This is a genomic window from Flavobacterium laiguense, assembly GCF_003097655.1.
Classification (GTDB): Bacteria; Bacteroidota; Bacteroidia; order Flavobacteriales; family Flavobacteriaceae; genus Flavobacterium; species Flavobacterium laiguense.
This window is the reverse complement of record NZ_QCZH01000001.1, coordinates 449022-465945: the sequence shown is the minus strand read 5'-3', so window position 1 is coordinate 465945 and position 16924 is coordinate 449022. Positions and strand designations below refer to the sequence as shown.

Genomic DNA, 16924 nt, shown 5'->3' with positions numbered 1-16924 from the left:
TTAATTTTTCTCATTTTAAATGACACTGTTTCATAAAATTCTTTCATAAAAAAAACTAGCAGTAAAATAAATTACTACTAGTTTTTTCATTGTTTCAGAAATTAAATTTCTGAGATATATTTCTTTAAAAAAGTGTCTTAGTCTAAAATAGCTGCTATTCCTGGTAACACTTTACCTTCTAGCATTTCTAACATAGCACCTCCACCTGTAGAAACGTAACTCATTTTGTCTTCAAGACCAAATTGTTTTACTGCCGCAACCGAATCTCCTCCACCTACAAGTGAAAAAGCACCGTTTTGAGTAGAAGCTGCGATATAATTTCCAAGAGCGATGGTTCCATTGGCAAAACTTTCCATTTCAAAAACACCCAATGGTCCGTTCCAAAGGATAGTTTTAGACTCCATAATTACTTTTTCAAAGTTAGCCAATGATTTTGGACCTGCGTCCAGACCTTGCCACCCATCAGGAATTTCGTTAACGTTTACAATTTGGGTATCTGCCGTATTAGAGAAATCATTGGCAGCAATAACATCTACTGGAATATGAATTTGAACTCCTTTTTCTTTGGCTAATCTTAAAATTTCAAGTGCCAATTCTTGTTTGTCATCTTCACAAATAGAATCTCCAACTTTTCCGCCCAAAGCTTTCACGAAAGTAAATGTCATTCCACCCCCAATAATCATGTGATCAACTTTGTCTAGAATATTTTCGATAACCGTAATTTTAGAAGACACTTTAGATCCTCCAAGAACTGCAGTTACAGGTTTTTCACTGTTTTTTAATACTTTATTTAAACTTTCAATTTCTTTAGCCAATAAAAGTCCGAAACATTTACTGGTTGGAAAAAATTGAGCGATTATAGTAGTCGAAGCGTGCGCTCTGTGAGCCGTTCCAAAGGCATCGTTTACGTAGATGTCCCCAAGTGAAGCCAATTCTTTTGCAAAAGCAACATCTCCTGCTTCTTCTTCGTCATGAAAACGTAAATTTTCTAATAATAACACTTGACCTGGCAATAAATTTTTAGCCGCATTTTGAGCTTCTTCACCCACGCAGTTTGCTGCAAATTGAACCGGTACTCCAAGAATGTCCGAAGTCGTTTTCAAGATGTGTTTCAATGAGTATTTATCCTCAGCTCCTTTTGGTCTACCCAAGTGAGACATTAAGATTACACTTCCTCCCTGAGCCAAAATAGTATCTATGGTAGGTTTTGCAGCTTCAATTCGAGTAGCATCAGTTACATTAAAATTCTCGTCTAAAGGAACGTTAAAATCTACACGGATTATGGCCTTTTTAGCATTAAAATCAAAATTATTTAAAGTCTTCATGGTTCTTTTATTAGTTGTTTTTGAAAGAAAAACAAAGATATAACTTTTAAACAAGTATTAAATTTGAAAATTCTAAATAAATTGTGAATTTACTAACGAAATCGATGTAAATCACTGTTTTTGGTTTTCTGAAACCTGCCTTCTGCAAACTGAATTCTGCAAACTTCAACCTACCTTCTGCAACCTCCTACCTGTACAATGTAAAATGTCCGACAAATTCACGATCGTCTTGTGTATTTCTGAGTTTTAACACATACCAGTAATCTCCCATTGGTAGTGCAGCTCCATGGTAATTTCCATCCCAAGATTGTCCTTGACCCAAAGTGGCAATCACACGACCATAACGATCGAATATTTTTAAAATCATATCGGGGTAATTATCTGTTTTTTCAGGTTTCCAAGTATCATTGGTTCCGCTACCATTTGGTGTAAATACATTTGGAATTTCAATATCAATAAATTCAAAATACATCGTCGCCGTAGCCGTGCAGCCATAACTGTCGGTTACGGCAACGGTATAATCACCAGTACGATAATAAATAAATTTGTTTTGAGTTCCATAGGATTCCCCATTGAGTGTAAATTGATAAATGCCAGAACCTCCTGTGGGTGTTGCTACAATTTGGTTCAACCCTGAGCCTTGACTCAAGGTAAGTGCTAAGGGATCTATTTTTGCAATATCAAAAGAACTCGTAACATCTATACATCCATTGGTATGTCTTGCTTGAATAAAATGCGTACCGGGAGCCACATCTACAAATACATTACTGGCTTGATAAGGAGCGATTCCGTCTAAAGCATAATCTACATCGACAGGGTTATTGCTGGTATCAATGGTTACTGTTACGGTATTTCCAGCTATGTTACTCACACAGGCATAATTTACAGTGGCTTTAGGGTCTAGGAAAACGGATGGCGGCAATACCACTGTCCATTCTTGGGTACATCCATTGGCATCTTTGACATATACGGTATGTGAACCACCTGTTAAACCCGTAAAATGAATTTGCGTTTGTCCTACCGGCCATACCGTATAAACGCCATTTACATTATCCAAACTGGTGCTGTATTGTTGCGTTCCTCCAGCAATGTCAATTTTGAATTCTCCGTTTACATCTCCAAAGCAAATTTCGGGTACGATCGAATTTGGCGTGGTTGCTACTGTTAACACATTGGGTTCTGTAATAGCAAATAAAACCAATTCAAAACAACCCGCCTGGTCCTGAACAATATACTGATAATTGCCGGGTGCAAGATCTATGAAGGTGTTTTGATCAACAAATTTATTCAAATTAGGGGTAATCGCATATTGGATGATGCCTGTTCCGCCTTGAGCCGTAATAACGATTTGACCGTCATTGTTTCCGTTACACAGCACATTGGTTACCACATTGGACTGGGTTAAAGCAAGTACAGGTTCTTTGATTTCAAAACGTACTGAAGTTATTTTACAATCAATACCACTATCTACTTGTATCTGATAAAAACCAGCAAACAGTTGAGTGAATATTCCTGGACTATTTTGTACCGCTACGGGAAGAGGATTACCTGAACCATCCAGTAAGGTATAAGTGTAATTCCCTAAACCCCCTTGTGTTTTTGCCACTATTACTCCAGAAGCATCTCCTTTGCAATTGATAAAAGCATTAGAAAGGTCTAAATTGATAAGTAACGGTTCTAATGGTTCAATCAAGATATCATTAGATATAAAACTTTTACAGCCATTGGCATCTTCAACATAGTAGTGATTCACAATAGGTAATGATGTTAGAGGAATTGGAATAGTAGTTGTTGGATTTAATACTCCTAATGCTATTGCTCCACCATCAATGTTGTATGTGTAGGGAGCTGTTCCTCCACTAGTTGTCAAAGTGACTATTGGGTCAATATTACAGGTTGGCCCGGAAGCTAATACCAAACTCGCTGTAACTGGAGCTGGCTCATCGATGACAATAGTATTTGATATACCACTACAATTCCAACCATCAGTTACAGTCACAGTATATGTTCCAGCACCCAAACCGCCGAAAACAGGAGATGTTTGTGGTCCAGAATCCCCTCCTGAAAGCACATTTAAAGTGTAAGAATAATTACCAACTTGACCTCCTTGTGGCGCATTTACAGTCGCTGTAATTATTGCATCGGTATCGCCATTACATTTAACAGATAATACACTTGCTGAGGCAGTGAGAAGTATAGGCAATGGAGAAGCAAGCACCACAACAGTTGAAGAACTAATACAGCCTTTGCTATCCCTTACATTTACAGTGTAATTTCCTGCTGGCAAATTACCAAAAGTACTGTTTGAAGAATAACCAACGCTGACTGTTCCTACCAATTCATATTCCAAAGCGCCCCAACCACCTATCCCTGTAGCGGTTATGGTTCCTTGGTCGTTGGTACAAGTTGCATCGGCAGTTTTTACAGCAGTTACCGCAAGTGCCGTTGCTGGTGAAGCGATGGTAAAGGTATTGGTAATAAATGTACAAAATGGAGTAGCTGTTTCTGTGACTCTTACAGTGTAACTATCTCCTGTTAAGCCTGTTGTTGTTATAGGGACAGGCGTGGTGTTTCCTGTAACCAATAGGCCATAAGGGTTTCCGGAACTGTCGAGTACCTGGTAATCATACGTTCCAGTATATCCTGTGATAGTGATAACGGCAGTTCCGTTAGTATCGCCAAAACAAGTTACTGATGCCGTTGGAGTAGCGGTTACATTGATTAAATTAAATGGTACTACGGTGTATTTCGCTGTCGCAAAAGTACAGCCGGTGGTTACATCGTTGACTTGGAAATAGTAATCGCCGGGGGCACTGATGTGAAAAATATTTGGTATAGCATCTTGAATCACATTCGGATTAGGAATTCCAATTGGCAACAACTGATAGCTGTAAGTTCCAGAACCGCCGTTTGCTGTAATAGTAATATCCTCAGGATTAGTACACGTAATCGAAGCGTTTTGATTAACGACTGCTGTTAATGGAATTAGAGTTGTAATTACCACTGAGCCATTAGCCATACAGCCATTAGCATCTTTTACATTTACATTTAAAGTATAATTAGTTCCGTTATCAATCACGCTAAAAGTGTTCGTCGAGGTATAATTAATTCCGTCTATGCTGAACAAATACGGAGCTGTACCGCTTCCCGCCAAAGCAATAATAGTTACTGTCGATGCAGATTTGGAATTATCCAAAGCGCAGGCAAATGGAGTAGCTGTAACACTCGAAATCGCCAAAACAGTTGGTTCTGCAACTACAACACCAGTAACTTTTGTAGGACAACCTCTACCAGAAGTTACCGTTACGTCATAAGTTCCCGGAGGAAGATTTGAAAATAAGCTACTGCTTTGAGGACCCGTAGGCGGACCAGCTGGAGCAGTTGGCGTTAGCGTATACGTATAAAGCGGATCTATATTGGTTAATGGATTTAGGTTTACAGTTATAATGGCGTCATTGGCACCATTACAACTCACATTATTAACTGCAATATCTACAAGTACAAAGACAGGCGCAATTGGAATGGCAATAGTTACTGGAACTGTTTTAGTACACGCTGTTGGAACAGAACTATCAGCAACGGTAATGGTATAATTCCCTGGTGGCACATTAGAAAACACTCCTCCTACCTCTGTCACTCCTGCGGTAACTGGTAGCAATGTATAGGTATAAGCCCCAGTGCCACCAGTTCCAACAGCTGTAATTGTACCATCAGCATTAATACATATTGGCGGAGTGGTAAAACTAGCGGATAAGCCTAGAGGCGGATAAACCGTGGCTGGCGTAGGACTTGTAGCCGTACAACCATTGGCATCTCTTATGGTTACGGTATACGAAGTTGGCACAGTAGGCAGAGCAACTGTAAATGTTGGAATCGTTTGATACCCGTTCCCAATAGAATATTCATAAGGCGGAATACCACTAGCTCCTGTAGCCGTAAAAGTATAAAGCGCACCAGTTGTATTGCATTGATTGGATGCAGCTGCAGTAACAGCTACAGATGGTGGTGGATCCAAAATAACAGTTACAAGTGTTGGAGCAGAAACAACACATCCATTATTGTCTTTAACATACACATCCCAGCCTAAAACAGTACCTCCTACGGTATTTACATTGAAAACATTACTTGGTCCATAAGTCCCTAGAGCTGGAGGTCCTGTTCCTGCTATAACTGCTGTATAAGTATAATTTGGCGTACCGTTAGTTCCTATAACAGTAATCTGAGAATCGAATTTATTACAATTGACATTGGTGGCTACTGCTGATGTGATACCTACACTAGTAGCTGGCTCCGTAACTATAACTGAAGTTGAAACAGTACAGTTTGTTGTAACATCTGTTATTACAATTGTATAAGTGTTTGCCAGCAAAGTTGGTATCGTAATTACGGCTGGTGCTGTTGGCCCTGCTCCTTGAGGAACTCCATTAATTGTGTACGTATATCCTGCTCCTCCAAACCCTGCAACCGTATATTGAACAGAACCCGTGGCTGTACCAAAACATTGAACATTGGCCACTAACTGACCTACAACGGTTAATGTTGGTAGCGGTACAATCGTAAAATCTTCTTGATATGTACAATCTTTAGCGTCTTTTACTTGGAAAGTATAAGTTCCTGGCGCTAAATTATTAAATACATTCGCTCCTTGATATGGTGTAGCTGAAGCAACTGGTGCCGTAATTTGGTATTCTAATGCACCAAATCCGCCTGTTGCTGTTAACGCTACATCCGACTTATTCGTTGGACAAGTTATTGCTGTTGGAACAAAACCTAAATCCGTTGGAGGTGTCAATGGAGCAATGATTACTGGAGGTGTAACAAATGTACAATCATTGGCATCTTTGATGGTAATGGAATACGTGCCATTAACCAATCCTGCGAAAGTAGGTAACGCTTGAAAAGTAACTCCATCTATACTATATTCGTATGGAGCAGTTCCTCCCGCAACAGCTTGAGCTTCTATCGTTGCTTTACTTAAACAAGTATAAAGAACCGTTGTAACTGCCGTGCCTGCAATTGGCGCAGGTTCTGTTATTGTTGCACTTCCATTATACAAACATCCTTTACTGTCTCTTACGATGAAAGGATAAGCAATACCCGCTATTGAACCTGCTAAATTTGTATAAGTAGTTATTGAAGTAAATAGACTTCCATTAAAACTATACGTATAAGGCCCAACTCCTAAACTAGCCACAATGGTTACACTTCCATTGGCAGAACCATTACAGCTAACATTGGTTATGTTTGTTGTTGCTGTTGGCAAAATTATCGGGTTAATTGTAGTGATACCTGATAACGTAGTACAATTATTAGCATCCGTTATTTCAAACTGATAGGTTGTAGTAGATAAAACTGGTGCAATTGTATAAGTAAATGTGGTAAACCCAAAACCTACAGGAGTATATGCACCAGCAAATGGAAACCCATTTATACTCACCCTATAACTATAATCTGGATAACCGTCCTTAATTGTTATTGTAATAGTAGCATCTGGTGAAGCTGGAGCTAAAGAACAATCAACATCTTTGGTCAAAACAGTACTAACACTTACTGGTGCAGCAATAGTTTGAACTACTGGTAATGATTCACAACCGTTTGCATCTTTTACAATTATGGTATAAGTTCCTGAGTTTAGATTTGAAATTGTATAACTTAAACCCGAAACACTTTGGAAAGCACTTCCGTTTACACTCATCGTGTAGGGAGCAACTCCAGCAGTTGTTTGAGTAACATTGATTGTAAAAGTTCCTTCTGGAACACAATTATCAACAACAGCTGTAGTGATGATTGGGATTGGGTCTAGAATTATAGTTTTATCAATTTTAAATTCGCAACCATTAAAATCTTTTACCCAAATATCCCAATTTAATGTTGGAGGATTTAATGTTGTAAAGCTATTTCCTCCGTAAGCAGCTGCTCGAGGGGCACCATCAGCTACAAAAGCATATTGATAAGGTCCTGTTCCGCCCGATGCGGCGATGGTAAGTTGTGCGCCTGTAAAACAATTTGCATTGACCTCGTTACTGATAATTGCAGTAAGTGGTGTTGGTTGAATAATATCAAATGGAGCTTGGGCAGTACACTCAGAACCTGCTACTTCTGTAATATAAATGCTATAACTTCCAGGGGGCAAACTTCCCAAAGTATAACTTACATCAGCACCTGCTATATCAACAGCTACTGACCCTGAAAAAACCGAGACATTAGTTATTGTATTTACAACTGAATAATTCAAGCTTGTTGCTGCTAGAGAATAACCCCTTACCGTATAAGCGACACTCCCTGTTATTGCACCATTACATGTGATATTAGTTCCTGTTGCAGTGACTGCTATTCCATAAGGATTAGGTATCGGTACATATTGACTAAATTCACAACCATTAGCATCTGTTACCTTAAAAATATAATTCGTACCTAGTGGCACTTTCACAAAAGTATTAGTGGTAGACAGGGTTGGTCCAACAGGATTTATAGGAAATCCTACTCCATCCGTTGAATTAGGATTTCCAACTATTGAGTAGGTAAAAGGAGAAACTCCTTCGGCAGTAACCACTACAGTGGCACCATCAGCACAAGTAAGTCCAATTGCAACAGTAGGAATCGTAGTAAATATAGGTGCCAATATACTTATTTTTGGGCTACGTAATTCACAACCATTGGCATCAACAATGGTGTAATAATAATCACCAAAGTTTAAACTAGGAAAAGTATAAGTATTTGCTCCAATAGAACCACTACTATTCACTAGTGCAAAAATATTGTTATATAATTTATAAACAAAAGGTCCAACTCCACCAGCAGTTATAAGTGGAGTAATACTGCCTAAAGTGTTACCTGATGCAGTATTTGAACAAACTACATTCACTTGTGAAGTTGTGGCTACAATAGCAACAGGGTCAATAAACGTTACAGTTCCTGTAGCATCACACCCTTTATTATCACGAATGATAAAATTATAAATTCCTGGAGTTGAAGTTAACCCTCCAAAAACATTGGCAACTCCCAAACCTCCTACGCCCGAAATACTATACGTATAAGGTGCTTCCCCACCCGAACCTTCCAATTTTATGGAACCATCTGTAGAACCGTTGCAGGTTGGGTTAACGGCATTAATTGTTGCAGTTGGCGGAAGGGCTGGAGTAGTTGTAATTACATTAGTTTCAACTATACAACCATTTGCATCTGTAATTTCAAAAGTATACGTTTCAGATAGTAACGAAGTTGGCGCATAGGTAAATGTAGGACCTGCAAATGGAGGTGAAGCAACTCCAAAAGCACCTATACCTATTTTTACTTTATAAGTATAAAGACCGTTCCCGCCATTTGTCGTAACAGTGATAAGACCTTCTTTTGTAGGTGTCAAGGAACAAGTAATGTCTTTTGTTAATACAGCGTTAGTTTTTAAAACTGGATAAATAGTCAAATTAACCGTATTCCCACAACCATTAAAATCTTTAACCTGCACCGTATGCGCTCCAGAAGCTAAATTATTTATCGTAAATGGTGCCGTTTGAATTTGATAAGCTCCACCATCAACACTATAACTGTAAGGTGCAATACCAGCCGTTGGCAAAGTAACATCTATAGCAAAACCACCTTCAATGGCTGTACACTGATTGCTTACAACTGCTGCAATTACAGGCGTTGGATCCAATCCTAATAGAACTGCTATTTGCCTTATACAACCTCTGGAATCTTTGGCGTAAGCGATATAATTTCCAGATTCCGCATTCAAGGTATTCAAAGCTACCCAACCTGGACTTACAGCCGTTGGGGCTGGATCGGTTGACAATAAAATTTGATACGTATAAGGTCCGGTTCCACCCTGCGCAATTGCCGTGATTTGACCTGCATTAGCATTGCAATTATCATTAATCGTTTTAGTCGTTACTGATACTGGCAAACTTGGGGAATCAACCACCACAACATTTGATGTTTTTATACAAAATGGACTTGCCGTTTCTGTAACTTCAACTGTATAACTACCGCCCGTAAGTCCTAAAATTGGTTGTGGGTTTAAAGCTGAAGAATCCCCTGTTCCCGAAATTAATGGCGTACTCCCTAATACTTTATAACTATATGCTCCTAAATAACCCGTAACATTGATGGCAATTGAACCATTGGTATCTCCAAAACAAGTAGCAGGAGCAGTGGCTGTAGCAACAACATCAATCGTATTAAAAGGGGCAACCGTAAAAGGAGCTGTAGTAAATGTACAACCTGTAGTCACATCATTTACTTGAAAACTATAAGTGCCTGGAACAGTGACACTAAAGACATTTGAAACCTGTGTAACTAAACTTGGCAATAATTGATAAGTATAATTCCCAGAACCTCCAACTGGAGATATCGTTACTGTTCCTGTATTTTTACAATCAATCGGTGTGGTAATTGATACTGGAGCAGTCGTTATTTTCGGGAATGGATTTATAGTGACCACTTTATTAATCAAGCAACCATTTGAATCTTTTACAAAATAGGTTATATTCTGAATTGCTCCATTATCTATAACACTAAAAGCATATTTCGTATCAGGTACTGGTAGCGTATTACTTGGTAAAAAATTAACCCCATCAGAACTAAAAGTATAGGGGGTAATACCTCCTCCTCCAGTAATAGTTACAACAGTAGCATTCACAACATTCGCCGTACAGGTAAATGGCGAAACAACACTTGAAATCGTCAATAAATCTGGCTCCGTAATCGTAACAGGTTTAGCTACAGAGAGACAACCTTTATCATCGACAACCTGAACTTGATAAGAGGCTACTCTTGCTTGCAAATTTGTAAAGACATTAGAAACTTGAGGTAAGCCACCATCAATTATATATTTAAAAGGAGCCACTCCAGCTGTTGGAGTAACGACAATAGTTCCGTCACTAGAAGTATTACATGTTTCTGGAGTTTGGGTAAAACTAAATGTTGGGGCTATAATTGGATTAATTGTCGTCACAGTTGATAGCGCAGTACAATGCTGAAAAACCAAACCAGTGGCATCCGTCACTTGAAATTGATAGTCGGCAGGAGTCGTTGTGACATAAGTAAATGTTGTGCCAAGACCAACTGGTTGTGTTAAAGTCCCTGTACCTGTTGCAGTAATTACACTTACTGCATAAGGAGCCGTTCCCCCACTTATCGTTCCTGTAATGGCAGCGTCTGGTGGTACGTTACAATCCAAATCTTTGGACAAAACCGTGCCTACCGTAAGTTGCGGTTGTATCGTTTGGCTTGCCGTAGCGGTACAACCATACCCATCCCGAACCGTTACGGTATAACCCGGAGCAACAGCATTTGGGGCTAAACCCGAAAAAGTGTTACTCGCTTGATAAGTCGCACCTCCATTGATGCTGTAATCAAAAACAGCCGTTGCAGGGGTCGGATTCCCATTTCCGGTGGTAACCACAAGTATAGCGGCATTCACCCCATCAAAACACAAATCAGATAAAGGGTCAATACTTGCCGTGGGTAAAACCGGATTTGTCAAAGTAAAAGTATCCGTAATAGGACACCCATTAGCATCAGTTGTAACAACTGTATAATTCCCTATATCGCTAAGATTAGCAAAAGTATTACTGGCTTGAGTCACTGGTACTCCAGGTGCAGGAGGCGTAAGCGTATAGGAATATCCACCCCATCCACCCAAAGCGATAATGGTTACACTTCCATTAACTCCTAAACATTTAATTGGACTCACCGCTAGTGATGTGGTCAAAGCAGCTGGAGCGTTCGCTACTGTAACCGAGATTGTGGCTGTACAAGTAGTAGTCACATCGGTCACTACAACAGTATAAGTACCCGCTGGCTGATTAACTAAATCAATTATTCCTGAGGCGGGTCCTGCACCTTGAGCAATACCGTTTATTGTATATGTGAATCCCGCAGCAGCACCAAAATTTGAAACCGTAAACCTAATTGCTCCAGTAGCAGTATTAAAACATTTTACATTGGAAACCAATTGCCCAATAACCGTAAGAGTTGGCAAAGGCACAATGGTAAAATCCTTTTGAAAGCTACAATTCTTGGCATCGGTCACCTGAAAAGTATAAGTCCCCGCTGCTAATCCAGAAAACACATTGCCCGCTACCGTAACCCCTGCGGGCAAGGCCGGCAAAATAGTATAGGCTAATGCCCCAAATCCTCCCGTAGGAGTTACCGTTACGCTTGAAACATTTGGCGGAACAGTCGAGCATGACAATGCAGATGCAACAAAACCCAAATCCGTAGGAGGAGTCAATGGGTCAATCGTAACCGAATTCGTTAAAAAAGCACAACCATTAGCATCCTTTATCGTAATGGAATACGTGCCATTGGTCAAACCTCCAAACACCTGACTAGCTTGAAAAGTCACTCCATCGATGCTATAGGTTAGTAACCCAACTCCGCCCGAGGCAGTGGCGGTTATTTCACCATTTTGACCACAGGTATAAGGCTGAGTTAAACTAGCTGACCCTACTATGGGACTAACTGGGTTAATAATAACCGTTTGCAAATTCGAATAACACACTTGACCAGCAATCGTATATTCAACCGCAACAGCATAAGTGCCGGGTGCCAGTCCCGCAAACACGGGAGAGCTAACAAAGGTTCCTGTAGGTGGTGTTGCCGGAATCTCGGCGGTGTCCGGTGTTCCGGGTATCGCTGGTGTTCCGGGGATAACATCTATGGCGTATCGAAGCGTATTCCCATTGGTAACGATAGAACCAAAGGTAATCGTTCCCGTATTGGTTCCTGCACAAAGCACATTTGTAGGAGTAACATCAAAAGTGGGTGCTGGTGTTTGCGCTACCGTAATACTGGTTGTGGTCGGACAATTGTTCGCATCGACTACATCAATATTGTACACTCCTCCTGGAGCTGTAATGACTATTTTGGGATCACCCTGAAAAATCGTAGTACTGTTTACAAAATAAAAATAAGGTGGAGTTCCTCCTGTGGGAGACACAGTCACTTCACCATTATTGCACGTTAACGGAATCGTGATAGCAGCTGTGGCTTGCAACAATGGGGTGTTGGGAATAATCACATCAAAATTAGAAATACAGCCGTCTGATGTAGAAACTTCAGCTTGATACGTTCCTGCCAATAAATTACCAAAGGTGTAATCGCTCGCTATAATGGGCCCTACACTATTTACAGTGCTTCCGCCTTGCGAAATTTTATAAAAATATTGGGGTAAAACATCATTGGCTGCCAACTTAACGCTTCCTAATCCGCCATTACAAAGCGGTTGCGTTATAAAAGTATCAACAGTAAAATCTCGTTCTCTCACAAAAATATTCGGCACGGTAAAAACGCAGGGATTGGTCGTTACCCCCTTTTGTCTGACAAAAGCGGTGTAAATTTCCCCAATATTGATAACAAATACATTACTGTCCTGATAGGTAACCCCGTCCAAACTGTACTCGTACCCAGGCGGAACTCCCCCAACTGTAATTTGTCCCGCAGTTGTACAAACTTTATCAATTGCGGTTGCGGTAGGATTGAGTAAATTTTGATACACATTAAAATAAAACCGATTGAAACAACCTCCAGGGTAATTTAAAACCATACGGTATTGTCCTGCCGCGTTGACCAAATAGTCTTGTCCTGTTCCTACTTGGGTCCAAGTACAGGAATTGCTTTCGTTGGCACATACTGTAGTACTCGTAGCGGCAGGACAAGAGGCATTTTCATTTAATATTTCCCATACAATGGTTGAACCATCTGAAATACCGGAGGTAATTAACTTAGTGGCATTGCCTCCACACAGAAAAATTAAGGGTAATTTTTTTCCGTCATTCGGACAAGTAACGATTTGATCTGCAAAAGAAAGTACAGGATTAGTTACTGTCCCTCCAAATAAAGAAACGTTAATAATTTCAGTAATAGACAAACAGGGTGCAATTGCGGTATCCCGTACATAATAGGTTCCCACAGCATTTACGGTTATCGATTGGGTAAAAGCAAAAGGATTGGAACCATCGGCATTTTTTGACCACGAATAGGTACTGTATCCAGAAGCGGCATTCAAAGTTGTAGTGGCTCCACATAAAATTTCATTTCGGGTATAAACACAACCATCTAAACCAACCAAAAAATTGGTGGGACTCGGAATGGCAAAAAGACAGGGTGAAGCTGAGGGAATACTGGGATCCTGATTGATGGTGTTACCGCTATATCTCCCTTTATAATTGCCAAAGGCTTGATTTCTGATGATATTAGAACACGCATTACTCAACTCATTACAGGTAAGCACTACCTGTACTTTGAAACGAATCTTAAATTTAGGGTCGTTTTCCTGAACAGCACTATCAGGTATAGTGAATATTATGGTCCTGGTAGCTGCATCATACGTATAAGTAGCTCCTCCAGAATTGGTTAAATCTAAATCAATTGGATTAAAAATAGTGTTTAAGGGAAGTATATCTTTTATGGTAAAACCAACAGCATCATCGTTCCCTTTATTCTGATATTCAATTTCGTAGAATAAATTTTGCCCCAGCGTTACATTGGCATTACTCATATCATTGCCTAAAGCGTCCTGAACAACCTTGGTAATGACAATATTGGGTTCAATAATTTCGACGGCAAAAGCATTAAAATAAATAAAATAGGTGTCTTGTGAGGTTCCAAAAGTAATTATTGCCGATTCATCTTTATTTTTTATGATGCTCCCTCCAGGAAAAGCAACTGTGGCAGGATTGGGTACTTTCAAAATACCGGCATCAAAACCTAAGCTATTCGTGCTTTTTGGCACTCTAGTATTTATAACACCTAAATCGTTTGTAACTGTACTGTTAAAAAAATTATCAGCACCACCGGAGAGGGGGCGTGAAACGGTTACAACTTTAGTCCCATTAATCATTAAAAAATCACCATTAATAGGCCTATCTCCTTCCAAAGCACTAAAAGCATATTCCGCTCGTACGGGCCCATTAGGAATGGTTCTAAATCCAACTACATTGACATTTAAATTACCTGTACCTGAAGCGGATATGCCGCTAAAACCGTCAAAGGTAGTTATCGATTTAGCTGACAATGTAGGATCTTCATAAACTACAACTATAGACCAACCTGCAGATAAACCAGTACCACCATTCCTCCCTGTACTAGACAAAACATCGGCCACAGTATATACTGCACTACCAGAACTGTTAACTATACTTGTAATATCAGCATAACAAGCATAGGGACGATTTCCTGCACCACCAGCAAGTTCCGTAGAACCTACATCCTTTATTACCTCACCTACAATATTGGTGTAGCTACCCGCACCAACTTTTAATTTAACTTTGTTTATCTCTGTTCGAGTACCACTTTGCAGTAAAGCACTCCAATACAAACCAGCATAGCGTACTTTGGCACAACTAGGATTGGGTATGGTTAAAGTTGCGGAACTCGAACTAAATGTAGATGGATCACCATCAATATCAACATAGACCATATCTATATTGGAATTGTACGCTGAACTTCCCGTAGTAATATTATAATCATTATTGTCTTTACTCAGAATATTATTCCCAATCAAGAGCATGCTCCCGTTCAAATCCTGGTCAAAACGAGGCGTGAAGGGCTTTAAATTTTGAGCATACGAGCCTAAATGAAAAAGCAACAGTACTACAATAGCTATTATGAATTTAGACGTACATTTTTTCATTATAAGAAATTTAGAAACCACAGTAGAAACATCTATCGAAATTTAAAAAAAACAGATTTCAGTAAAAAAGAAATACCTTTTAGTCCTCAATAGGGATAGCGAAAAAATTGAAAACCTATTTCTTAATAAAATCAAAACACAACTCGCTGATTTTAAATAGCATCATTAAACATCCTGTTTTGTAGCATTATACAAAATCAAAATAATTTAAAAAAAGAAAGGGAGATAATGGGGGATAAACCTCCGTTTACAAAAAGATTACTAAAAAATAAATAGTGTGTTCTATTTAATCCTTACTTTTTGTGTTTGTTTAAAGTATAAAACTTTAAATTGGATACTATTTACAATCAATCGGAATTCAGCAATTAATCTGAAGTAAAGTTCTTTAGATAACTAATTCAGATTTAAAAAAATCCCATATTAGTTACAAAATAGTAAAACGGTATGATTCACCTGTTTCTGTATAAACAAGAAATAGAGTTTAAATGCACTTTACAAGCCTATTTAAACGTTAGACAAATGTAAATATACTTTTTGGAAATAAAATTAAAAAACTCGCTTAAATAAACTTTTAATCGACACATTGCATAATTTACAAACAATTAAAAGTATAATCTTACTTTTTTTTATTCGTGAATTAAACAAAAATTAATTTATGAATTGCTGCTCTCGCTTTTTATATTCAACCTTTCAAAAATGGAGCAAACCTGTTCATTCTCTTATACAATTCATTTTAAACAATAGATAAGATTATTATATAAAATTAATAAATAAACAAAAAACTAACAGCTTAATATTCAGAATTATAACCGCATTAAGCAAAAAAAGTTATGAAATGTTATTTTGATTGTGAAAACAATCAGAAGAAAGTCACAAATAAAAAAAGCACAAATTAATTCCGTTAAACCAGAACTAATTTGTGCTTTGTATGTTTAAAAAAAGGTGCTTACTTAATCATGAACCGGTCCTTCTGTACAAGGACAGTTACTCACGCCTTGAAGGAACCTAAATCCTATGGTTAACGAATGGGTTCCCGTATTATAGGCCGCTAAATCGTTTAGCGTCACTTGATAGGAATACCCGATAGAGACAAACCCTTTTTGTAATCCTACTATTGGCCCTACACCGAGTGGCTTACCTATTTGATCATTCAAAAAACGATAGGATGCCCCTACCCAATAGTAGTCTTCGTATTTATTGAATTTTCTGTATTTTAAATTCAAATCCGTTACGGATCGGCCATCACTTTGATACAATTGATAAAAAACCGAAGGTTCTAGCTCTGATCTGTTCCCTGAATTAAATACATAACCCGAATACAATTGATAGTTGGTAAGCGTATTGGGCTCAAATCCAGTGGCTAAATCAATACTTTTAGGTAAAATGTTGGTCGCATTAAAACTCGCATAAAACCCTTTGTTTCGATACAAAAAACCAACTTCAAAGTTGTTGTTCATCGACGATCTATTATCCGTGACTTCGCCATTATTAAAATCACTGATATCTATACTAAACGTATTCAAAATATAAGAAACCCCAAAAGAAAGATACTGCTTAGAATAATAATCCAATATAATGTGATGGGCAAAACTTAGTTTACCACCCGCTTGTTGGGTATTCCCATTAGAATCATTGTATAACGTTAGTCCAACACCTGATTTATCAAATATTCTAAAATCTGCATGTAACGATTGATTCCGTGGTGCGTCTTCAATACCTACCCATTGCATATATCCGTTTAAATTTATTCTAAAATTATCTCCTATACCGGCATAAGTGGGAGAAACAACAAAAGGATTGTCGGCTAAATATTGAGTGGCTACGGGTGCATTTAACTCTTGACTGTAACTAAACGCTACAGTCAAAAGAAAAAAGCATATAAGTATTTTTTTCATTTTAAATATTTTTTTTGTCTAGTCTCCTTGACGCTTTTACATTGTAAAAATCAATGGCAATTTCATTC

Annotated in this window: 3 protein-coding genes; all 3 read right to left on the bottom strand. The window is 38.7% G+C overall.

The window, feature by feature from the left end:
• Positions 1 to 137: 137 nt before the first annotated feature.
• Complete coding sequence (locus DB891_RS01915; RefSeq protein WP_116760013.1) at positions 138 to 1325, bottom strand: phosphoglycerate kinase; 1188 nt, start codon at positions 1323 to 1325, stop codon at positions 138 to 140.
• A 187-nt stretch (positions 1326 to 1512) separates the two neighbouring features.
• Entirely contained in the window at positions 1513 to 14961 is a 13449-nt protein-coding gene (locus DB891_RS01910) for a T9SS type B sorting domain-containing protein (RefSeq protein WP_116760011.1), read from the bottom strand.
• A gap of 950 nt (positions 14962 to 15911) precedes the next feature.
• Positions 15912 to 16856: a PorP/SprF family type IX secretion system membrane protein gene (locus DB891_RS01905; RefSeq protein WP_116760009.1), complete on the bottom strand. Its 945-nt coding sequence runs from the start codon at positions 16854 to 16856 to the stop codon at positions 15912 to 15914.
• Between the last annotated feature and the right edge of the window lie 68 nt (positions 16857 to 16924).